Origin of the sequence: Salipaludibacillus keqinensis, assembly GCF_003226325.1 — a bacterium.
Taxonomy (GTDB): domain Bacteria; phylum Bacillota; class Bacilli; order Bacillales; family Salisediminibacteriaceae; genus Salipaludibacillus; species Salipaludibacillus keqinensis.
Map to the genome: position 1 here is coordinate 40240 of NZ_PDOD01000003.1, position 22006 is coordinate 62245.

The 22006-nt window shown below is 43.4% G+C and carries 21 protein-coding genes; 20 read left to right on the forward strand and 1 reads right to left on the reverse strand.

All coding sequences use genetic code 11. The features are described 5' to 3' along the window. The first annotated feature begins 23 nt into the window (after positions 1 to 23). The 3 genes from atpG (at position 24) to CR194_RS12615 (ending at position 3024) form a co-directional block, all read left to right on the forward strand. Entirely contained in the window at positions 24 to 896 is an 873-nt protein-coding gene (atpG, locus tag CR194_RS12605; protein ID WP_110610051.1) for an ATP synthase F1 subunit gamma, read from the forward strand. Between the two features lie 115 nt (positions 897 to 1011). Further along, positions 1012 to 2415 carry a F0F1 ATP synthase subunit beta gene (atpD, locus tag CR194_RS12610; protein ID WP_110610052.1) on the forward strand — a complete coding sequence of 468 codons (1404 nt, stop codon included), beginning with the start codon at positions 1012 to 1014 and terminating at the stop codon, positions 2413 to 2415. Positions 2416 to 2616: 201 nt separating this feature from the next. Then, on the forward strand, positions 2617 to 3024 hold the full coding sequence (locus tag CR194_RS12615; protein ID WP_110610053.1) for a F0F1 ATP synthase subunit epsilon: 408 nt from the start codon (positions 2617 to 2619) through the stop codon (positions 3022 to 3024). A 145-nt stretch (positions 3025 to 3169) separates the two neighbouring features. On the opposite strand, the gene CR194_RS12620 is transcribed toward CR194_RS12615, so the two are convergent. Next, a complete protein-coding gene (locus CR194_RS12620; protein WP_158282256.1) occupies positions 3170 to 3739 on the reverse strand; it encodes a transposase in 570 nt (189 codons plus the stop codon). Between the two features lie 1025 nt (positions 3740 to 4764). Here CR194_RS12620 and CR194_RS12625 point away from each other — a divergent pair. From CR194_RS12625 to mreB, 17 genes are all read left to right on the forward strand, one after another. After that, the gene (locus CR194_RS12625) at positions 4765 to 5136 is read left to right on the forward strand and encodes an NADH-quinone oxidoreductase subunit A (protein WP_110610055.1); all 372 of its coding nucleotides are present in this window, start codon (positions 4765 to 4767) and stop codon (positions 5134 to 5136) included. Further along, complete coding sequence (locus CR194_RS12630; protein WP_110610056.1) at positions 5127 to 5654, forward strand: NuoB/complex I 20 kDa subunit family protein; 528 nt, start codon at positions 5127 to 5129, stop codon at positions 5652 to 5654. The genes CR194_RS12625 and CR194_RS12630 overlap by 10 nt, the downstream gene beginning before the upstream one ends. Next, positions 5651 to 6130: an NADH-quinone oxidoreductase subunit C gene (locus CR194_RS12635; protein WP_110610057.1), complete on the forward strand. Its 480-nt coding sequence runs from the start codon at positions 5651 to 5653 to the stop codon at positions 6128 to 6130. Before CR194_RS12630 ends, CR194_RS12635 begins: the two co-directional genes overlap by 4 nt. 14 nt (positions 6131 to 6144) lie before the next feature. Further along, complete coding sequence (locus tag CR194_RS12640) at positions 6145 to 7257, forward strand: NADH-quinone oxidoreductase subunit D (protein WP_110610058.1); 1113 nt, start codon at positions 6145 to 6147, stop codon at positions 7255 to 7257. Continuing rightward, a complete protein-coding gene (gene nuoH / locus CR194_RS12645) occupies positions 7257 to 8216 on the forward strand; it encodes an NADH-quinone oxidoreductase subunit NuoH (RefSeq protein WP_233254354.1) in 960 nt (319 codons plus the stop codon). Before CR194_RS12640 ends, nuoH begins: the two co-directional genes overlap by 1 nt. A gap of 4 nt (positions 8217 to 8220) precedes the next feature. Beyond that, complete coding sequence (locus CR194_RS20810) at positions 8221 to 9129, forward strand: NuoI/complex I 23 kDa subunit family protein (protein WP_110610059.1); 909 nt, start codon at positions 8221 to 8223, stop codon at positions 9127 to 9129. Then, positions 9126 to 9620 (forward strand): NADH-quinone oxidoreductase subunit J family protein, encoded by a 495-nt coding sequence (locus CR194_RS12655; RefSeq protein WP_110610060.1) that lies wholly within the window; start codon positions 9126 to 9128, stop codon positions 9618 to 9620. Before CR194_RS20810 ends, CR194_RS12655 begins: the two co-directional genes overlap by 4 nt. 1 nt (position 9621) lies before the next feature. Further along, a complete protein-coding gene (gene nuoK, locus CR194_RS12660) occupies positions 9622 to 9930 on the forward strand; it encodes an NADH-quinone oxidoreductase subunit NuoK (protein ID WP_110610061.1) in 309 nt (102 codons plus the stop codon). A 95-nt stretch (positions 9931 to 10025) separates the two neighbouring features. Continuing rightward, complete coding sequence (gene nuoL / locus CR194_RS12665; protein WP_110610062.1) at positions 10026 to 12023, forward strand: NADH-quinone oxidoreductase subunit L; 1998 nt, start codon at positions 10026 to 10028, stop codon at positions 12021 to 12023. Next, a complete protein-coding gene (locus tag CR194_RS12670) occupies positions 12020 to 13552 on the forward strand; it encodes a complex I subunit 4 family protein (protein ID WP_110610063.1) in 1533 nt (510 codons plus the stop codon). The genes nuoL and CR194_RS12670 overlap by 4 nt, the downstream gene beginning before the upstream one ends. Positions 13553 to 13557: 5 nt before the next feature. Next, positions 13558 to 15018, forward strand: coding sequence for an NADH-quinone oxidoreductase subunit N (locus CR194_RS12675; RefSeq protein ID WP_110610064.1), 1461 nt, complete (start codon positions 13558 to 13560; stop codon positions 15016 to 15018). Between the two features lie 539 nt (positions 15019 to 15557). Further along, positions 15558 to 15791, forward strand: a complete 234-nt coding sequence (locus CR194_RS12680) for a DUF1146 family protein (RefSeq protein WP_110610065.1) — start codon at positions 15558 to 15560, stop codon at positions 15789 to 15791. 549 nt (positions 15792 to 16340) lie between these two features. Then, positions 16341 to 17672: a UDP-N-acetylglucosamine 1-carboxyvinyltransferase gene (gene murA / locus CR194_RS12685; protein ID WP_110610492.1), complete on the forward strand. Its 1332-nt coding sequence runs from the start codon at positions 16341 to 16343 to the stop codon at positions 17670 to 17672. 270 nt (positions 17673 to 17942) lie between these two features. After that, a complete protein-coding gene (gene spoIID, locus CR194_RS12690; RefSeq protein WP_110610066.1) occupies positions 17943 to 19013 on the forward strand; it encodes a stage II sporulation protein D in 1071 nt (356 codons plus the stop codon). Positions 19014 to 19137: 124 nt separating this feature from the next. Further along, positions 19138 to 19989 carry a M23 family metallopeptidase gene (locus tag CR194_RS12695; protein WP_110610067.1) on the forward strand — a complete coding sequence of 284 codons (852 nt, stop codon included), beginning with the start codon at positions 19138 to 19140 and terminating at the stop codon, positions 19987 to 19989. Positions 19990 to 20390: 401 nt separating this feature from the next. Beyond that, positions 20391 to 20672, forward strand: a complete 282-nt coding sequence (gene spoIIID, locus CR194_RS12700) for a sporulation transcriptional regulator SpoIIID (protein WP_110610068.1) — start codon at positions 20391 to 20393, stop codon at positions 20670 to 20672. A 327-nt stretch (positions 20673 to 20999) separates the two neighbouring features. After that, positions 21000 to 22004, forward strand: coding sequence for a rod shape-determining protein (gene mreB, locus CR194_RS12705; RefSeq protein ID WP_110610069.1), 1005 nt, complete (start codon positions 21000 to 21002; stop codon positions 22002 to 22004). The last annotated feature ends 2 nt before the right edge of the window (positions 22005 to 22006 follow it).

Here is a 22006-nt window from a genome sequence, read left to right on the forward strand (position 1 = left end):
TCTACAAAAGGTGGTGAAGAACGATGGCCTCTTTAAAGGATATAAAAACAAGAATTGGTTCAACGAAAAAGACGAAACAAATTACAAAGGCGATGGAGATGGTTTCAGCGGCTAAACTTAACCGCGCGCAATCAAATGCCGAAGCCTTCCAACCTTATACAGATAAAATACGTGAAGTTGTCTCAAGCATCGCAGCAGGTACAGAAGATGTCTCACATCCTATGTTAAAAGAGCGTGAACAAGTGAAGAAAACAGGCTATATTGTCATCACATCAGACCGCGGTCTATGTGGCGCGTATAACAGTGGTCTTCTCCGTGAAACGATGAAATTGATCAACGAACGACACAAGTCTACTGATGAGTACGGTCTCATCGTCATTGGACGTGTCGGTCGCGATTTTTTCAAGAAACGGAACATGCCAATTTTTCAAGAAATAATTGGACTTCCTGATCAGCCCGATTACACCGATATCAAGAGCATTGCTTCCACAACGGTTGAAATGTTTGACGATGAGTTGTTTGATGAAGTGTATATTCACTACAACCACTTCGTCAGTGCGATCAGTCAGCGAGTAACGGAGTCGAAACTATTGCCGTTAACGAGCATTGGTGAAGAGGCAGAAGCTTCTGCTCCAAAGCTTGACTACATTTATGAACCAGATGCAGAAACGATCTTGGAACAGCTTCTTCCACACTATGCTGAAAGCTTGATCTTCGGCGCCTTGCTCGACGGGAAAGCCAGTGAGTTCGGTGCACGAATGTCTGCCATGCGTTCTGCTACAGATAACGCAGACAGCAGGATCGGCGAATTAACCTTGAAATACAACCGCGCACGTCAAGCGGCTATTACACAGGAAATCAACGAAATCGTTGGTGGAGCAGCCGCTCAAAGCTAGGCTGTCTACGTCAATGCATTAAAATGGTATTTTTTGAAAGGTGTCACTTGAAAGCATGGAATGACCTTCATAAGGTATTCCAGCAGCTTCACCTTTCTTAGAAGGAGGAAAGAAGATGAATAAAGGACGCGTCACTCAAGTAACTGGTCCAGTTGTTGACGTTCAATTCGAGCGCGGGCAGCTACCTGAGATTTATAACGCTATTAAGATTAATCATAAAGCCCAGTCTTCTGGGGAAGTTGACGTTGATCTAACTTTAGAGGTTGCTCTTCACCTTGGTGACGATACAGTTCGTACGATTGCCATGGCATCTACTGACGGACTTGTCCGCGGGATGGAAGCAATCGATCAAGCTCAACCGATTTCCGTACCCGTAGGTGATGATACATTAGGACGTGTATTCAACGTTTTAGGTGAAAACATCGACCTTGATGCACCAATCAACCCAGGAGTTCAGCGTGATCCAATTCACCGCGAAGCCCCTGTCTATGAAGAGTTATCAACACAAACAGAAATTCTTGAAACAGGAATTAAAGTTGTAGACCTTCTTGCACCTTACGTAAAAGGTGGGAAAATCGGTCTCTTCGGTGGTGCCGGTGTAGGTAAAACCGTTCTTATTCAAGAATTAATTAACAACATCGCCCAAGAACACGGCGGGATCTCTGTATTCGCCGGTGTTGGTGAGCGAACGCGTGAAGGAAATGACTTGTATTTTGAAATGACAGACTCTGGCGTTATCAAGAAAACGGCCATGGTTTTCGGTCAAATGAACGAGCCACCTGGTGCACGTATGCGTGTAGCCTTAACTGGACTTACGATGGCCGAGCATTTCCGTGATGAAAAAGGCGCCGACGTGCTACTTTTCATCGACAATATTTTCCGTTTCACTCAAGCAGGTATGGAGGTATCCGCCCTACTGGGACGTATGCCATCTGCCGTAGGTTACCAGCCGACACTTTCCACGGAAATGGGTCAGCTGCAAGAACGAATCACATCAACGAAAAAAGGATCCGTTACATCGATCCAAGCGATTTACGTTCCTGCCGATGACTACACTGACCCGGCACCAGCAACAACTTTCGCTCACTTAGACGCTACAACAAACTTAGAGCGTAAACTTTCTGAAATGGGGATCTACCCAGCCGTTGACCCATTAGCATCCACGTCCCGTGCCCTCTCTCCTGAAATTGTTGGAGAAGAGCACTACAACGTTGCCCGTGAAGTCCAAACGACCCTTCAGAAATACAAGGAACTACAAGATATCATCGCCATCTTAGGTATGGACGAACTCTCTGAAGAAGACAAACTCACGGTAAGCCGTGCCCGTCGCATTCAGTTCTTCCTATCCCAGAACTTCCACGTGGCCGAACAGTTCACCGGACAAAAAGGCTCCTACGTACCAGTCAAAGAAACCATCAAAGGATTCCGCGAAATCCTCGATGGCAAACACGACGACGTACCAGAAGACGCCTTCCGACTCGTTGGACGCCTTGAAGACGTATTAGAAAAAGCCAAATAAACGCAATCATGCAATAGGAAGCGATATTCCCAACAGACCAGGCCAAGATTTTTCCTGAAAAATCAAGACGAGCGTGCTTGAATACGGAGTGTCAGATTCGCACCTCTTTCATTAAGAGCTGCTCTTGTCACTCTGTACGAAAGCACACCGTCATGGCTCTGGTCTTCAGGTGAATCGTCCCTTCCATAAGGAGGGTGAACCGTGAAGACGATGCAAACCAATGTCGTCACTCCTGATGGCAGTGTATATAGCGGAGAAACAGAGATGGTAAGCGTAAAAACACCAGATGGAGAACTAGGAATCATGCCTAGTCACTTACCATTGGTAACGCCTCTCGCCATCGGTGCCATCCGAATAAAGAAAGATTCAAAAGTAGAACTCATCGCAGTGAGTGGCGGCTTCATGGAAGTCCGTCCAGACGAAGTAAACATTCTCGCCGAATCAGCAGAACGACCATCTGAAATCGACATCACCCGCGCACGCGCTGCCAAAGAACGAGCACAGCGTCGCTTAGATGAAGCCAAAAGAGACAACATCGATTTCAAACGAGCCGAATTGGCCCTGAAACGAGCCATCAACCGACTCGAAGTTTCAGAATCAAAAATATAGTCTCACAAAAAGCAGCTTGCCCATGCCGGGCAAGCTGCTTTTTTGGTTGTGTGGCAAGAAACAGATGCTGGTGCAGGACGAGTGGTGGTAGGTAGGTACTAGCAGCGCAGCACCTACGCAGCATGACCCAACAAAAAACAAAAAACTAATAAGCTTTACTACACCATTGAATATATTTCTTTCTTTTTTCATTATTCGTCCCTTTGAAGGGATTCAATAAAGGTTTGAAATCAATAAAAGACGGTAAATGAAGATCTTTTTCAACGTTCAAATCAGCTTTAAGTAATAAAGGATAGCTACTCCATTTGTAATCTTCAGGTTTTCGGACGAGATTAATTTCGACCGGATTGTAGTGGATGTACCTACTCATGATCAAAATCGTCCGTTGCGAATAAGCAGGCTTCACAATAAATCGCTTGTCAAAAAGGTGCCCTCTAAGTGTGTATTTTCGATTGTAGTACTCCGCGTACTGCTTTTTTACTGTATACATAATATGCGAATAGTGGAGATTGTCTGATTTAATCAACATATGAAAGTGGGTTTGCATGAAAATGAATGAATTCAGTTGGAACGGGTATTTATGACTGGTTTGCTCTAGCAAATGAAAAAAATATTGAAAGTCTTCTTCCTCTCTAAATAGACGTTCCTTCCAATTGGAACGGCTCATGATATGGTATGGAATGTTAGATTTCCAATCTCTTGTTTTGTAAGGCAATAACATCATCTCCCTTGAATGTAATTAGTGTTTTTGACATAACCTATGATTGCTTTGAAAATCAAGCATATTCATTGTTCACAATAGTGAACAAGAAATCAGAGCGACAATAAACATGGAAAATGTGTGATTGTACAAACAGAGGAGAAGTGGAGGAGGTCTTCGGGAAGAGATTACACGTACAATCAAAGAAGAAAATATTTACAAAAAAATCATACGATAATTATTCTGAAAAATCAATACTGTTAAACAAAATTCTACAAAAACTACTTTTTTAGAAAAACGCTTAGTCAAGGTTCTTCTAAATTTATGTTGTCACAAAGTGTTCTTAACGACTATTGGCTTACCAATTTATTTAAATTCACAACATCCGATAAAGTCGATAATTGCCGATAAAAGGAGCATAAAACTACTTAAGATTCATGAAAATCTAATTGAGAATCAATGATGAAATGCCCACTTTTTTAAATCAAAAAAATTCATGAAAAAGTCACATTTTAGAAACTAAGTTGTTTAGAAAATATATAAAATAGACTGTTCTATTCTTTACATCCTCTCTGTTATAGTGTATGTTCTATTATTCACAATGCGTTTTCCTCGGAAAAATCCTTATAGAATAGAGCTTAAACTAATAAAATCACAATATTCTAACAACTTATAGCCCACCTGTATAATTACCATAAAAATCCATATACACTAAACAGAAAAGTGAAATGAGCATAACACGAAATTAAGGGCATGAAAAATAATAATTCCTTTATAATAATTATTATAACGAATATTCAAGCCTTATTTTTGTTTAGAACAGCCAATAATGATTGCTCAAACCCATGTATACCAACGATTAAAACAATATTTTCCAATCTCTAAACCCTTGCCATGCCAACGGTTAAACCTATAAACAACGTAGTAACATTACTTATCTGAGAATTCAGAATAATATAGACATGATTTTCATTGCTTTGTTATAATTTGATTGAGAGTAGGATACAAAAGAATATATTTATATGGAGGGGAGTGAACGTATGTCGCTGGGAGTATATTATGATAATTATATTTTAGTATTAATTTTCATGTTACTTGGGGTTGCGCTTCCAGTGGTTGCTCTGACATTTGGGCGATTGTTGAGGCCGAACAATCCCTATGCAGAGAAGATCACAACGTATGAAAGTGGGATTACGCCGGAAGGAGATGCACAAGTTCGATACCACGTCGCCTACTATATCGTGGCGCTCGAATTCATCATCTTTGATGTTGAAACCGTTTTCTTAATTCCGTGGGCCGTTACGTTAGATCAACTCGGATGGGTCGGGTTGAATATGATGTTAATCTTCATTGGAATATTGGCCTTAGGTCTTGCCTATTCTTGGAAAAAGAGGGTGCTAGAATGGAACTAAAAGGATTTCAAGAATTAGAGAAGTATGATCCGAGAATTTTAGAAGATGTAAAGAAGAACGTCTTTTTCACGAAGGTGGACCAATTAAAAGCGTGGTCCAGAACCCGTTCGTTTTGGCCATTGAGCTTCGGTTTAGCATGTTGTGCGATTGAAATGATGGGAACCGGGGGATCGAGGTTTGACTTTGACCGCTTCGGTGTGATTTTCCGAGCGTCGCCGCGTCACTCAGACGTGATGATTGTGGCAGGGACGGTCACAGGCAAGATGGCACCGGTCTTAAGAACCCTGTATGATCAAATGCCTGAACCGAAATGGGTCATTGCCATGGGTTCATGTGCGACTTGCGGCGGTCCATACAAAGAAGCTTACAGTGTGTTGAATGGGGTAGATAAGATCGTTCCAGTCGACGTTTACGTATCCGGTTGTCCGCCAACTCCACCGGCTTTATTAGACGGAATTGATAAGCTTCGCGAAAAAATTCGCATGGAAGCGAGAGGAGAGAGGGTGACAGAAGGATGAGCCAAGAGCTTCTCGACCTTATTGTCGAAAAAATTCACACACTCCAAGGAGAAGAAGTGATTGAAGAAGCCAAACTGAATTTCGAGAAGCCGATGATCATTCTCGGTTCGGACCACTGGAATTTAGCTACAGCAAAACTTCTCCATGATGAAGAGTCCCTCCAATTTGACTTCCTATCTTGCGTCACAGGAGTGGATTATGAAGAGCATATGGAAGTCATTTATAACCTTTATTCAACTAAGCTAGATCATTATTTATATTTAAAAGTGAAGACACCAAGAGAAGAGCCTGTCATCATGTCAGCCGATCAAGTATGGAAAGCAGCTGATTATATGGAAAGAGAAACATATGACCTACTAGGCATTGATTTCCCGGGACACTGGCGTTTGAAACGTATTTTGTTAGAAGACGACTGGGAAGGTCATCCGCTTAGAAAAGACTACATTACAGATAAAAAAGCCCTAGGCTTGGATTAGGGGGTGTTTAGCAAATGTCGGAGTTAAAAACAGAAACAATGACGCTGAATATGGGGCCGCAGCACCCGAGTACGCACGGGGTTTTCCGGTTGCAGCTGAAAGTGGATGGGGAAACGATTAAAGAAGCGATTCCAGTAATGGGGTATTTGCACCGTGGATCGGAAAAGTTAGCTGAAAGATTTCTATATTCACAGTTTATTCCTTATACAGATCGACTAGATTATTTGAATGCGATGACTAATAACTACGTTTATTGTGCAGCCATCGAGGATTTATTAGAGTGGGAAGTTCCTGAAAGGGCTGAATATTTACGTGTCATTACAATGGAACTGAACCGAATCGCCAGTCACCTCGTTTGGTGGGGAACGTATTTACTCGATATTGGAGCAATGAGCCCATTCCTCTATGCTTTCCGAGACAGGGAAACGATTTTAGACAGACTAAATGAAATTAGCGGTGCAAGAATGACCTTTAACTACCACCGCATCGGCGGAGTAAAATGGGACTCTCCAGATGGATGGATTGAGAAAGTTCAAGAAACGGTGAAAGAGTTATACGAAAACATCCAAGAATTCAACGTTCTCGTCACTGGAAATGAAGTGTTTAGAGCGAGAACAATCGGAGTCGGAAGATTGTCAAAAGAACAAGTCATTAACTGGGGATTATCAGGGCCAATTGCCCGTGGAAGCGGGATTGCCATCGATGTTCGGAAAACTGAACCCTATTCCATTTACGACCGGTTTGATTTTGAGATTCCAACGGAGCAAGAAGGCGACGTTTTCGCACGATACAAAGTGCGGATTGCTGAAATGTTCCAATCTTTGCGAATTATTGAGCAAGCATGTGAACAAATTCCTGAAGGCGACATCATTACGAAAAAAGGGAAACGACTGATGATGATCAAGCCACCCGCTGGGGAAGTGTACCGTCGTGCCGAAGCTTCTAAAGGGGAAATCGGCGTGTATGCGATCAGTAATGGAAAGAACAAACCTTATCGTATCAAACTTCGACGACCATCGTTTGTCAACGTATCGATTCTTCAGCATCTTTTAGTAGGTGAATCGATCCAAAATCTCGTCGCCATCTTTGGAAGTCTTGACGTGGTTCTCGGGGAGGTTGATGCGTAGTGGATTACTTAATTATGGTCATCTACGCTGTTACCGTCATGGGTGTGTTACTTGGTGGGGTCACATTCGCCATTCTCGCAGAGCGAAAAGTAATTGGAGCGATTCAACTTAGACCGGGACCTAACCGGCACGGTCCTTGGGGATTGTTTCAAACAATCGCTGATGTTATGAAGCTATTAATGAAAGAGGATGTCATTCCAGCCAAAGCAGACAAGCCGATCTTTGTTTTGGCCCCTGTTTTAGCGTTCGCACCGGCATTCTCGGTCATGGCCGTTCTTGTTTACAGCAGTTCCATCGGTGGGGCTGATATCAATATCGGTGTCATTTATTTCTTAGGCGTATCGTCCATTACCATGCTTGGCGTATTAATGGGTGGTTGGAGTTCTAACAACAAATATGCGTTGCTAGGTTCCATTCGTGGTGTGGCACAAATGGTCAGTTATGAGCTCCCGCTTATTCTGTCTATTATCGGGATCATTATTCTTGTTGGGTCCCTCAACATCACAGATATCGTCAATTATCAGGCAGAGATGGGCATGTGGTTTATTGTTCCACAATTCTTGGCCTTTGTCGTCTATATGATTTCATCAATTGCAGAATTAAATCGGTCGCCATTTGACTTGCCAGAAGCAGAATCAGAACTTGTTGCCGGTTTTTTCACAGAGTACTCAGGATTCCGATTTGCTTTCTTTATGTTAGCAGAATACACGTATGCGATCGCGATTGCAGCGTTAGCCACAACGCTTTTCTTAGGCGGTTGGTTAGGTCCGGCGTTTTTACCGGGAATTGTATGGTTCTTGCTTAAAGTCTGTGCAGTGATGTTTATATGGTTCTGGCTCACAGCAACCTTACCGCGAGCCCGTGTTGACCAGCTTATGAATTTCGGCTGGAAGGTGCTCATCCCGCTAGCATTGCTCAACATTGTGGTTACAGCGGTTATCAAAGTGTGGATGGGGTGATTAAATGTTTCGATTATTAAAAGGGTTCGGCATAACCTTGAATTATTTCAGAAAAAAGAACATAACCATCCAATATCCAGAAGAGAAAATGGTTATGCCAGAACGATTCCGGGGTATTCACAGATTTTTTCCGGAAAAATGTATTGTATGTAACTTATGTGTGCAGGCGTGTCCAACTGACGTGATTACACTGACAGGAAAAAAGAGCGAAGAAAACCCGAAGAAAAAGGTCATTGATACGTATAATATCGATTTCCAAGGGTGTATTCTATGTGACTTCTGTACAGAAGTATGTCCGACGGAAGCAATTGTTATGACGGCTCGCTATGATAATTTAAGTGAGTTCAACCGTTCTGCCCATTTCAAAGATATTGAGTGGCTTACGAATAATAAGGTGTACGGAAACTACACGGAAGAAGCGCCAAAGCCGAAAGAAAAGAAGCCAGCAGCTAAGCCCACCGCTGAAAAGAACGAAAAAGTAGCGGTCACGTCAGGTGCAAAAGCAGCGGGTACTTCTGAAACTAAGCCGGCCAAGGCCGACACCGCGAAACCTGAAGCAACAAAACCTGCAAAATCAAAAGAGCAAGCGAAACCTGTGGAGGAAGCCAAGCTAAAGACAGACGCAAAGCCTTCTGAAGTGCCTAAACCTGCAGAGGATCCGAAGCCTAAAGCTGAAACGGAAAAGCCAAAACCAGCATCTGGAAAACCTGCAGAAGATGCGGAAACCAAAGTGAATGAAAAATCTTCGGTTAAACAAGAAGAAGAAGGATCTGCAGAACAGCCAAAGCCGATGCCGAGTCCTGAAGCGATGCCTAAGCCGGAGATGAAATCGGAGGAAGAAACACCTCCTGAAAAACAAACAAAAACAAAACCAGACACAGACGACACTTCGGGAAGAGGTGACACCAAGTGAACACGCAAATGATCTTCTTTATCATTCTCGCACTAATCGCCATCGTGTGTGCCGTACTCATCATGGCCCTTGAGCGCATCTCTCACCGAGTGGTCTCGATGGCATTCAGTTTCTTTGCAGTCGCAGGTCTTTACTTTTTACTTGGAGCAGAATTTATCGGGATTATCCAAGTGATGGTATACGTTGGAGCGATTACGATCTTGTTCGTCTTCGGTATGATGATGACAGAGCACAGAAACGTCGGATTCGGTCCTGACCCGAGAAAAGGGCAGCAAATACTCGGATTTCTCGGAGCAGCTACCCTGCTTGGCGTGTTGCTCTATGGGATCTTCTCCATGGATTTACCGACAGAACAACCGTACGTAGGTACAGTAGAAGCGATCGGTTTGGAGCTTTACGGTCACTATTTCATTGCCTTTCTTGGATCGGGCTTTTTGTTAACTTCAGCTCTTATTGGGGCCGTTGTGATCGCAAGAAAGGAGGTCGAATAACATGGTGCCTATTTCGCTCTTTTTATCTCTCGCAGCCATTCTTTTTTGTATCGGATTGTACGGGGTCTTAACGAGGCGTCACCTCGTCATTGTCCTTGCCAGTATTGAATTAATGCTTAACTCAGTGAATATCAACTTGGTTGCCTTTTCAGCGATTGGACCATTTGCCAACATTTCAGGGCAAGTGTTTACGTTATTCGTCATCACTGTTGCAGCAGCAGAGGCAGCAGTCGGTCTAGCTATTTTGATCGCCCTTTATCGCAACCGTAACTCCATAGATGTGATTAAACACGACTTGTTACGCTGGTAAATAACCATCATAGCGATAGATTCAAGGTGTGAATGGAAGCTTCACTGATCTACACCTATATATAGTAAGAGACTAATCGAAGAAAAGGTGATGGTATGATACAAAATGCCTGGTTAATCCCGGTTTTTCCGCTAATCGCCTTCCTGATTCTGTTATTCTTTGGAAGATTTCTTAAAGAGAAAGCTGCCTATGTGGGAATAGCAGGTTTGGGCCTGTCGTTCATCGTTTCCGTAATGGTTTTGTTTGAACGGATTGGCGGAGAAACTTACACATACGTAATTGAATGGATAACCTTTGGGGAAAGCACGATCACCATGGGCTATGAGGTCACACCTTTAAATGCGATGATGCTCATCGTCGTCACCCTCGTTAGCTTGGTCGTACACATTTTCTCAAGAGAGTACATGCACGATGACAAACGAATTCACGTGTTTTATAGTTACCTAGGATTGTTCTCGTTCTCCATGTTAGGACTGGTCCTGGCACCGAACGTATTGCAATTGTTCATCTTCTGGGAGCTCGTTGGTTTATGTTCCTTCTTGCTCGTCGGATTTTGGTATTTCAAGCCGGAAGCGGCAGCCGCTGCAAAAAAAGCCTTCCTAACCACTCGAATTGGGGATGTTGGGTTACTGTTAGGTCTTGTCATTTTATTTAATCAGACTGGTAGCTTCGACTACGGAGAAATTTTTGCGGCAGTAGAAAACGGTCTAATTAATGATACGTTATTAACTGCTATTGCTCTGCTGATTTTCATGGGGGCTGTGGGGAAATCAGCTCAATTTCCACTTCACGTTTGGTTACCTGATGCCATGGAAGGTCCGACACCCGTCAGTGCGTTGATCCACGCCGCAACGATGGTTGCTGCCGGAGTATATTTAGTCGGAGTGATGTACCCGTTATTTTTAGCTTCTCCAACGGCTATGACCGTTGTTGCTTATACAGGGGCAATCACCGCCTTTTTCGCAGCGACAATGGCTTTGGTCATGACGGACATCAAGCGAGTCTTGGCTTATTCTACGATCAGTCAGTTAGGGTTTATGATTTTAGCGTTAGGAACAGCCGGTTATGTCGCAGGTTTGTTCCACTTAATGACGCACGCATTCTTTAAAGCACTCCTTTTCCTTGGAGCGGGAAGCGTGATTTACGCAGTTCACCATCGTCAAGATATTCGTGACATGGGGGGCTTATGGGGCAAGATGAAAATTACTGCAGTGACCTTTTTAATTGGGTCGTTAGCCATTGCAGGTGTGTTTCCCCTCGCTGGATTTTGGAGTAAGGAAGAAATTCTTGCTTCTGCGTTACTCAACGGTGATGGATTCTTGTTTGCCATTGCTCTAGTGACGGCGTTCATGACTGCATTTTACATGTTCCGTCTTTTCTTTAAAACATTCACAGGAGAGTATCGAGGTGGTGATCACGACGATCCTCATGCAAATGATCCGGGAGTTGAAGCCCAAGGGGCAGCAAGTGTCGCTGAAGCGGATAACCCCCGGGACGACTCAGTGGATCAAGATCGTGTTCCTCCTGCAGAGGACCATGGCCATCATGACGCGCCGAAAGAAAACTCTGGATTCATGACGTTCCCATTGATTGTGTTGGCTTCTCTCGCTGTGGTAGCTGGATTCGTCAATGCTCCGTTTCTGGGACATCAATTGGAAGGGTTCTTGATTCAAGGATTAAATGTAGGGGCTCAGCCTCACGGAGAATTATGGTTAGCCTTCCTATCGTTAGCTGTCGCAGGGGGAGGGATCGCTCTTGCATGGGCAATGTATTACAAAGGAGCGATTGCAGAAGACTTCTTTGCAAGTAAAGCTCCTGGTGTTCACAAGCTTCTGATCAATAAATATTATTTAGATGAAGTATATGTAGCTGTATTTGTCAGACCAACGGTAGCCATCGGACGTTTCTTCTGGGAAATGGACAAAAGCATCGTGGATGGCATTGTCAATCTGATTGGACGTTCCACGCGAGGCACGGGGCGTTCATTTAGCCGAGGTCATAACGGTCAGCTGCAAACATACGGTCTTGTGTCGATCCTCGGAGGACTTGTCGTCATCGCACTTGCCTTCGTTATAAGGGGGTATTTCGGATGATGGAAAACATGTTGACATGGCTTGTGTTTATGCCGCTCATCGGAGTTGTTCTCATTTTGATGATTCCAAAGGAGAACGTCAATGTCATTCGTTCTCTTGCTGCGATCATTTCCGGAGTGGCGCTGATCCTTTCCCTCATTATATGGGGCGGGTTTGAACGGGGAGTCTCTGGGTTGCAATATGCCACCACAACAGAATGGTTTAACATTGGATTTTTACAATTTAACTATGAAATTGGCATTGACGGATTATCGATGCCGTTGCTCGTATTAACGACAATTGTAACGACGTTATCGATTTTCGCTTCCTTTTCGATTGTGAAGCGAGTAAAAGAATTTTATGTATGGACTCTCGTGTTACTTACGGGGATGTTAGGGGTATTCGTCGCCCTCGACATGTTCTTATTCTTCCTGTTCTTTGAATTAACGCTCATTCCGATGTTCTTCTTAATTGGGATTTGGGGAGGGAAGATGAAAGAATACGCTTCGTTTAAATTCTTAGTGTATACCGGACTTGGAAGTGCGATTATGTTCATGACATTCATTGCCATGTTCTTCAAATCGTATGAAGCGATGAACATGCAAGAGACGACGTTTAGCATGATTCGCATGGCTGAAATTTTCGCCGATCCAGCCAACCCAGAGGTGTTAACTGGCACTGTAAAGGGCGCGATTTTCTTAGCCTTATTTGTGGCCTTTGCTATCAAATTGCCGGTATTTCCATTTCATACGTGGCTTCCAAATGCCCACGTAGAAGCACCGACAGCAGCTAGTATGATTCTTGCCGGTGTCCTTCTGAAAATGGGTGGATACGGATTGATTCGTTTAGGATTCGGAATCTTACCTGATCAGGCGGCACGATTTGCAACGTTGATTGCCATACTAGGTGTCATCAACATTATTTATGGAGCGTTGCTAGCGCTCGTACAGACAGATTTGAAATCTTTGGTGGCTTACTCAAGTATCAGTCATATGGGGATTGTTCTTCTAGGAATTGCTTCCTTTACTACTTCAGGGATGCAGGGGGCCATCTTTCAATTGGTTTCTCACGGATTCATTTCCGCTTTGCTGTTTTTCATGGTGGGAGCGATTTACGAAAGAACCAAGACACGAACCATTTCCGAGCTTGGCGGTTTGTCTAAATCCGTGCCTGTGTTAGCTGGTTTCATGCTTGCAGCAGCGATGGCTTCTGTAGGGTTGCCAGGGTTATCGGGATTTGTTAGTGAACTACTCGCCTTCATCGGAATTTTCGGGGCATCTGAAAGCATCATTCCAGCAGCAACAACGATCGGGGTCATTGCTGCCATCGGGATTATCTTAACGGCTGCTTACTTATTATGGGCGATGCAACGGACGACCTTTGGACCGATGAAAGAGAAGTTTATCGGACTTCCTGATGCTCGTCCAATGGAATACGTCCCAATGATCGGCTTGCTCGCCTTAAGCATCATCATTGGCGTCTATCCGCACATTCTAAGTGACGTAATCAACACTACAGTAATCGACATTGTGTCGAAGATAGGGGGTTAAAGACAATGACAGCTTTTGATGCCAACTGGTCTTTAATGACTCCGGAAATTGTATTGGCGGCGTTAGCCTTGTTAGTATTTACGATCGATTTCATGACAGGTATTCATGGAAAAAAACCATTTATCGGTAAACTATCTGTCATGTCTCTATTAGTGACAGCAGTGCTTGTCTTCCTTACGAATAGCACGTCGGGGCAAATTGCTGATGTTTTCGTGGTCGACGGTTTTGCGATGATATTTAAACTAATCATCCTCGTTGGTGTCGCCATGGTCATATTGATCAGCATGAATTACCTTGACCGAAACGAGGAGATTTACCAAGGAGAATACTATTCCATTCTTTTGTTTTCAGCTTTAGGGGCGATGATCATGGTGTCGTCAGCGGACTTGATCACCCTGTTTATTGGGCTTGAAATCTTAAGTATTTCTTCTTACTGTCTCGTCGGGTTCAAAAAGTATCACCGTCATTCAACAGAAGCGGCGATTAAATATGTCATTCTTGGGGGAACAGCTTCCGCGTTTATTCTTTACGGCATGTCGTTTCTATATGGATTGACTGGATCGACGAGCTTACGTGTTATCGGAGAAGCAATGCCTCAGTTATTTGCAGATTACTCTGTGATGATGACGATCAGCTTCATTTTCATGCTTGTCGGGTTCGGATTTAAGATTTCCATCGTTCCCTTTCATATGTGGGCGCCAGACGTTTATGAAGGAGCACCGACACCGATTACGGCTTTTCTATCGGTTGTCTCTAAAATCGCCGGATTTGGGATCGTTCTTCGCGTCATGGTGTTCGGCTTTCTTCCGGTGTACGAAGAATGGATCTTCATCATTGCCGTCTTAGCAGCGGTCACTATGATAGTAGGAAATGCCATTGCCTTAACTCAAAAAAATACGAAGCGACTCATGGCATACTCGGGGATCGCTCAAGCAGGGTATCTCCTAGTCCCCATTGCTGCCTTACCGTTTATGGGAAATTTCTCGTTAAGTATGATTTTGTTTTACAGCGTCGCTTACTTAATGATGACATTAGGTGCCTTCGCCGTCATCACCCTTGTAACAGAAGATGCTGGAACAAGTGACTTAAGCAGCTTTGCCGGCTTATTCCAACGCTCACCGTATTTAGCGGTAGCGATGACAGTCTTCTTAGTTTCACTTGCTGGTCTTCCACTTACAGCCGGATTCATTGGAAAAGCGCAGATCTTTTTTGGAGCTGTGTCCGCTGATCTTCTCTGGCTCGCAATCATCATGATTGTCATGAGTGTCGTGTCATTCTTCTATTACTTTAGCTTTATTAAACAGATGTTTATGACCGAGCCAAAAGCAAATGATAAGGAGCTGCAAGTTCCAGTCAGTCTGAGTGCCGTTGTTACCGTAGCCTTAGCCGTAACAATCATTCTTGGAATCATGCCGAACTTTCTCCTGGACATCTTTACAACATTAAACTGGTTTGCGCTGTTTTAAGAAATTAATCGTATAACGGACAAAATGAACCCTCTAGTCACGAACCTTTAACAAGGTGACCGTGTAAAGAGGGTTTTTATTTGTTTAGCGATGGAAATATATGAGGTTTTATGAATAAAACACCATTTGAGACGAGTTTGTCACGGCTTTGCATCTATTTTTTAATGGAAATGCAGAATTAAAATTACCTTTTTTACAAAAAATTTAAAAAACTCCCTTAAATAGGTTTGACATCTCGTTCTATCGTGAACAGTACAAGTAGTGAACAAAAAGGCGCCTAATTTTTAAAGAAAATCATTTATGAACTGTTCTTTCAAAAAACAATACGAAAGACCTATTGGAATTGGCAAGAAAAGGTCAAAAAAACGGTGGCGTTATCACATGTTATCCGTTAAGATTATCATTGTGTTTATTTATTCAACTTTTCACAAAAAGGATTAAAGGGTTGAATCGTTGAATACAATGAGCAGGGATTGGATTTAGAGCAATGAGTCTGAAATCGATCTCAGCAGAGCAGTAAGACACGGAGGGTATTTTGAATGATCGAATCACTTGGACAGCAATCATTATTTAACATTTTAATTAGTTTGATGGTACTTACTGTCGTATGGTGGTCGATTCAGTCGTTTAAGTTCGATTTGTTTGTAAAAAATCCCGACGGAGTCAAAGCAAAAGGCTTGATGATTATCATCACGATCGCACTATCACATATGGTCACCAGCTTTTTACTTAATTACTTAAACTGGTCTACATCAATTCGGTATCTATTTTAAAAGGTAAATGAACGAGAAGGAGTGGATGACAGCCGCTGTGCTAGCCGAAGATTAGCTGATACTTCCATGTATTTCTGATCCGTTAGAGGTAACAATGCTAGTAAGAGAAACATCTTACGAAGCAGGTTTAAAGGTTTCCAAAAATGGGAAGAGATCGTGTGGGACATTTCACTAAATCAGGTTGGACACTTCTTAACAATGAACATTGGAACTGAATAGCAAACATACTAACCATCTACTACTATTATTTATTTATAATAATTCGTATTGAACACACTATGTGATTAATCCTTATACCAAACAACGAAGCAGACATCGCACTACTCATCCCCGGCCTACGACCATAAAGGATTATGACTGCAACTTCCAACGAAGCAACGATCTGAGCGATTACAATGGAACGTAATCGAGCAATGTACGAAGGTAATCGAGACGGAGAAATCAGCGATGCCAACGAATTGGGCAAGAAGACAACTGTCTCAAATGGCACACGAACGATTACCATTGAATATGAATGAACTATACAATTTAGACGCGGAGGGGAATATATTGGAAAAAATCATCGTCCGCGGTGGCAGGCAATTAAGTGGCACAGTCCGTGTCGAAGGAGCAAAGAATGCTGTTTTGCCAGTCATCGCTGCATCTATTTTAGCCAGCAAAGGAAAGAGTCATATCTATGATGTACCAGCTTTAGCTGACGTATACACAATCAACCAAGTTTTACGAACGCTTAACACAGACGTAACATATGACGGGAAAGGTCATATTGAAGTAGACGCTGAGAAAGAATTAGCGATTGAAGCACCATTTGAGTATGTCCGTAAAATGCGTGCATCATTCTTGGTCATGGGGCCGTTGCTCGCACGAGTCGGTCACGCAAGGATTGCACTTCCAGGCGGATGCGCGATTGGTTCACGCCCAATTGATCAACATTTAAAAGGGTTTGAAGCGATGGGTGCTAAAGTTGAGATCGGAAACGGATTTATCGAAGCAAAAGTGGACGACCGTCTACACGGAAACAAAATTTACATGGACTTCCCAAGCGTAGGTGCCACGGAAAATATCATGATGGCTGCCACGACAGCTCTTGGTACAACGATTATTGAGAACGCGGCAGAAGAACCTGAAATTGTTTGTCTTGCCAACTATTTGAATGCTATGGGCGCTAAAGTTCGCGGTGCAGGTACTGGTACCATTCGTATTGACGGAGTGGATGAGTTAGTCGGTGCAGAGCACACGATTATCCCGGACCGTATCGAAGCAGGAACATTCATGGTAGCTGCTGCGATCTCTCGCGGAAACGTCCTAGTTGAAAATGTTTTAACAGAACACTTACGCCCATTAATTGCTAAAATGTCAGAGATGGGTGTTATCATTATTGAAGAAGACAACGGTGTTCGGGTCATTGGACCTGAGAAGTTAAAGGCTGTCGATATTAAAACAATGCCGCACCCTGGATTCCCAACTGATATGCAATCACAAATGATGGCTCTTATGCTTAATGCAGAAGGAACAAGCGTCGTCACAGAAACCGTCTTCGAAAATCGTTTCATGCACGTGGAAGAATTCCGACGCATGAACGGGAATATTAAGATCGAAGGACGAGCAGCTATTATCAACGGGCCAATGAAGCTTCAAGGAGCCGAAGTCGCTTCGACTGATCTACGCGCAGGGGCTGCTCTCGTATTAACTGGTCTTGTAGCAGATGGTTACACTCGTGTGACTGAACTAAAGCACATTGATCGCGGCTACGTTAACTTCGCAGACAAACTGCGCGCACTAGGCGCAGATATTGAACGCGTAAACGAAGAAGAGAAAGTCGAAATTGAAAATTTAGAAGCTCCAGCTCCATTGAAGTTGGATCCAAATTTCGCTTCTTAATTTCTTACCGCAATCTTCTTATTTGATTATCTTTATATTCAAACCTCATGCAGGGACAGCCCTTGCATGGGGTTTTTTTGTCGTGTGGTGCGGTGTGCGACTGGCACTGTACGGTTTCATGAACATCCATGACCCCCTTTCATCCTCCCTTACCGTAAAACTAGCAAATTGTTTCTTCAACGTTCTATTCAATCGATAGAGTTCATAGATATGATGTGAGACATGCAAAGTCAGGAAATACAACGTTGACTATTAAAAGGAGGACGTCATATGGTAAAAGGCTTTATGCTAGTTCTATTAATTTTTATGGTAGGGATCCTCGTCATTCCTGCAATACTAGTGACAGGATTTTCAAATGATTCTCCGATGAATGAACAGAGCGGTATCATGCAAGAGGAATCAGGAGAAAAAATGACGGTACAACAAGAAGAAGCGCAAGGAGAAATCGACACGGATATGCCTTTAGAAGCGCAATCCGTCTCTGTTTTTCGCTCTAGCAGTGAGGTCATTGAAGAGGTTCCAATGGAAGAATATATTGCGGGGGTGGTGGCCTCTGAAATGCCTGCTTCTTATGAGATGGAAGCGCTCAAAGCTCAAGCGCTCACGGCGAGAACGTATTTAATTCGACATCTTCTAGATGGCCAAGATTTAAATTTACCTGATGGCGCGGATGTCACAGACACGGTGATGCACCAAGTGTACAAAAGTGACGAAGAACTGCAAATGGAATGGGACGGCGATTATGAATGGAGAATGTCAAGAGTTCGTCAAGCTGTCTACGAAACGGAAGGGGAAGTGATCACCTACGATCAAGAACCGATCACAGCGACTTTTTTTTCCACGAGTAACGGCTACACAGAGAATTCAGAAGAATATTGGGAAAATGAAATTCCTTATTTGAGGAGCGTGGAAAGTCCGTGGGATATGGATTCACCTCGATATAAAGGGGGACTTGAATTATCGGTGGAAGAATTTGAGGAAAGACTGCAAGTGCAACTTGGAGAAGGAGAAGTAGGAGAAATTATTTCCAGAACGACCGGAGGACGAGTGGCAGAAGTGAATGTAGGTGGCCAAGTCTTTTCGGGACGAGAAGTGCGTGACGCCTTAGAGCTCGATTCTAGTGATTTCACTTGGCAGCGGAGCGGCAATCAAATTATGGTTGAAACGAGAGGATGGGGACACGGCGTGGGAATGAGTCAATTTGGAGCGGACGGCATGGCTAGGTCCGGGAAGAACTACCGCGACATTATTGGGCACTACTATCATGGAGTTGAAATTCAAGAGGCTTCTACCTTTCTAGCAAACCTTCATCATACAGGGCAAATGAGCTACGCTGATTAATTGCAAAAAATAGAGCTGAACTTCCCGCGCGCTAAGCACAAGCTACCTAAATAAAATAAAATTTTCAAAATAATGTATAAACTCTCGGCGATTTGATCAGAATGGTTGCTGAGGTGGTGATTCCATGAGTAATCATGAAGAAAAACGAGCTTCCAAAAGGGAGCAAATGCAGGCGAAAATGAAACGTCTAATGAAACAACGTTGGACGATGCCAGCATTGTATTTAACATTGTCCGCTGTCGTATTAACAACATTTTTGTGGATGGCGTCAACAGAAGACTTGACTGAGCCAGAACGAGAATCTGAGTTTGATATAGAAGATCTCGTAGATGGTGTCGGTACAAATCAAGGAAATAATGATGACGACAATTCCACAGGAACAGAAGAAGCAGCCGAAGAAGACGCTGTACCAGCAGTGTCCCATGATGAGGTATTTGAATTACCTGTCGTAGAAGAAAATGAAGTTGCAGTTGTAGGTACCTTTCATGACTATGAAGCATCCGTTGAAGAACAAACGCAAGCGTTGATTCGCTACAACAACTATTTCTACCAAAACAAAGGGATCGATTTAGCTACAGATGATGGAGAACCATTTGATGTAACTGCTGCTATGAGCGGCACCGTTGTCAAAGCTGAGGAAGATGCATTATTTGGGCAAGTTGTCCATGTTGAGCATGCTGAGGATACTCTCACGATCTATCAAAGTCTTGACGGGGTAAAAGTTGAACCTGGTCAAACGGTGAAACAAGGAGACGTTCTCGGGCAAGCAGGCAGAAATCTTTATAATAAAGATGCAGGTGTTCATGCTCACTTTGAAATCCGTAAAGGAAATGTTCCTGTCAATCCATTAGATTACATGGAACAACCTGTGGCCTCACTGCCAGATTTCTCAGATGATGAGCAATCAGAGCAGCAAGATCCAGAAGAAGTTCCTGATCCTGAAGAGGATTCGGGCCAAGAACGACAAGAATCATAGAACAATTCGGCTCTATTGAACAAGAGGTTAATCGAACGGGGTCATTGATCCACCGTTCGGAGCATTCTTGGTCTGATAAAGAGACCAAGAGGAATCAACATTCTATGTGAATAGAGCCTCAATTAAAAAGGAAAAAGTCATGGGACATCCCCGTGGCTTTTTCCTTTTATTGTTTTTTAGGCATATCTTCATCCTTCGTCTAATAAAATTTAACAAACCTTAGCATAACCATACAACATGAGAAGGTCGTTCAAAGAGAATGAGGGTGACAGACGAGCGGGGACCTGTATAGGAGCGAATTTCAGGACTCCTCCTTTTAGGTGTTCAGTTGAACCGCTAGAAGAAAAGACTGTCTTTTCTTCGTCTTTTTGAACTCCAGAATGATGAGGGAGGCGAGAGATGTGCACGATTACATCAAAGAGAGGACCATCAAGATAGGTAGGTACATCGTAGAGACGAGAAAAACAGTCCGGACTATTGCCAAAGAGTTCGGTGTATCTAAAAGCACCGTTCATAAAGATTTGACTGAGCGCCTGCCAGAAATCAACCCGGAATTGGCTACTGAAGTGAAAGGGATTCTCGAGTATCACAAATCGATCCGACATCTACGTGGGGGGGAAGCGACCAAGGTAAAATACAAACAGCCAAGCGGAAAACAAACCGTCATTGAATCGAAAGTATAGCTAGAGAGGGATGAGAACAGAATGGCAGCACCCGCCCGAGCGGGTGTTCCCTGCTTGTTCCGGGATCGGCTAGGAAGAAATCAAAGTTTGATCGGGCCATAAGGCAACTGGGCCGATAAACCTCCTTACAGTTTCATTTCCCATCTAAAAATTCCAAAAACTGCCCCCTTCATTCAAACAATTTGTGATAAAATGATATAATGGATGCAGAGACTATACATATGCGTTTGAAAAGCAGGACTTTTTAAACTGGTCATAGATAGTAACGATACAGACAGACAAGCTTACTCACAACAGCCACAAAACGAACCAGGGAGGAAATAACAGATGTTTGGTAGGGATATAGGAATTGATTTAGGTACGGCTAACGTGTTAATTCACGTGAAAGGGAGAGGTATTGTGTTAAACGAACCTTCCGTAGTAGCGATTGATACACATACGAAACGGGTGTTGGCAGTAGGAGAAGAAGCCTTTCGAATGGTAGGAAGGACCCCAGGCAATATCGTTGCGATCCGCCCGTTAAAAGACGGAGTCATTGCGGACTTTGAAACGACGGAATCGATGTTGAAACATTTTATGGATAAAATTCGAGTAAAAAGCTGGTTCACGAAGCCACGCATTTTGATCTGTTGCCCAACAAACATTACCTCGGTGGAGCAAAAAGCGATCAGAGAAGCGGCTGAAAAAAGTGGCGGGAAGAACGTATACTTAGAAGAAGAGCCAAAAGTGGCAGCCATTGGTGCAGGAATGGATATTTATCAACCGAGCGGAAATATGGTCGTAGATATCGGTGGAGGAACGACCGATGTAGCGGTCCTATCCATGGGTGATATCGTCACAGCTTCGTCAATAAAAATTGCCGGAGATCGCTTTGATAGCGATATTCTCAACCACATTAAGAAAAAGTACAAGCTTTTAATCGGCGAGCGGACAGCAGAAACGATCAAAAAAGAAGTAGGAACGGTTTTTCCAGGTTCTCGTGAAGAAGAAATAGATATTCGAGGCCGTGACATGGTCAGTGGCTTGCCGAGAACGATCTCTGTAGGATCAGAAGAAATACGTTTGGCGATGGAAGAAGCCGTATCTCATATTGTTCAAGCTGCCAAGACCGTCCTTGAGCAAACTCCACCGGAACTGTCAGCGGATATTATCGATCGTGGGATTATTATTACCGGGGGCGGAGCCTATTTGCACGGGATTGACCATCTCCTAGCTGATGAATTGAAAGTCCCCGTCTTCATCGCTGAAGAACCAATGGACTGTGTGGCGAATGGGACAGGCATGTTATTAGAAAACTTAGACCGCATCAACAAAAACAGAGTGAAAATATAAAT

What these genes read in the sequence shown, in the direction of transcription:
- atpG (WP_110610051.1), top strand. Translation starts at nt 24, where the DNA reads ATGGCCTCTTTAAAGGATATAAAAACAAGAATTGGTTCAACGAAAAAG.
- atpD (WP_110610052.1), top strand. Translation starts at nt 1,012, where the DNA reads ATGAATAAAGGACGCGTCACTCAAGTAACTGGTCCAGTTGTTGACGTT.
- CR194_RS12625 (WP_110610055.1), top strand. Translation starts at nt 4,765, where the DNA reads ATGTCGCTGGGAGTATATTATGATAATTATATTTTAGTATTAATTTTC.
- CR194_RS12630 (WP_110610056.1), top strand. Translation starts at nt 5,127, where the DNA reads ATGGAACTAAAAGGATTTCAAGAATTAGAGAAGTATGATCCGAGAATT.
- CR194_RS12635 (WP_110610057.1), top strand. Translation starts at nt 5,651, where the DNA reads ATGAGCCAAGAGCTTCTCGACCTTATTGTCGAAAAAATTCACACACTC.
- CR194_RS12640 (WP_110610058.1), top strand. Translation starts at nt 6,145, where the DNA reads ATGTCGGAGTTAAAAACAGAAACAATGACGCTGAATATGGGGCCGCAG.
- CR194_RS20810 (WP_110610059.1), top strand. Translation starts at nt 8,221, where the DNA reads ATGTTTCGATTATTAAAAGGGTTCGGCATAACCTTGAATTATTTCAGA.
- nuoK (WP_110610061.1), top strand. Translation starts at nt 9,622, where the DNA reads ATGGTGCCTATTTCGCTCTTTTTATCTCTCGCAGCCATTCTTTTTTGT.
- nuoL (WP_110610062.1), top strand. Translation starts at nt 10,026, where the DNA reads ATGATACAAAATGCCTGGTTAATCCCGGTTTTTCCGCTAATCGCCTTC.
- CR194_RS12670 (WP_110610063.1), top strand. Translation starts at nt 12,020, where the DNA reads ATGATGGAAAACATGTTGACATGGCTTGTGTTTATGCCGCTCATCGGA.
- CR194_RS12675 (WP_110610064.1), top strand. Translation starts at nt 13,558, where the DNA reads ATGACAGCTTTTGATGCCAACTGGTCTTTAATGACTCCGGAAATTGTA.
- CR194_RS12680 (WP_110610065.1), top strand. Translation starts at nt 15,558, where the DNA reads ATGATCGAATCACTTGGACAGCAATCATTATTTAACATTTTAATTAGT.
- spoIID (WP_110610066.1), top strand. Translation starts at nt 17,943, where the DNA reads ATGGTAAAAGGCTTTATGCTAGTTCTATTAATTTTTATGGTAGGGATC.
- CR194_RS12695 (WP_110610067.1), top strand. Translation starts at nt 19,138, where the DNA reads ATGAGTAATCATGAAGAAAAACGAGCTTCCAAAAGGGAGCAAATGCAG.
- mreB (WP_110610069.1), top strand. Translation starts at nt 21,000, where the DNA reads ATGTTTGGTAGGGATATAGGAATTGATTTAGGTACGGCTAACGTGTTA.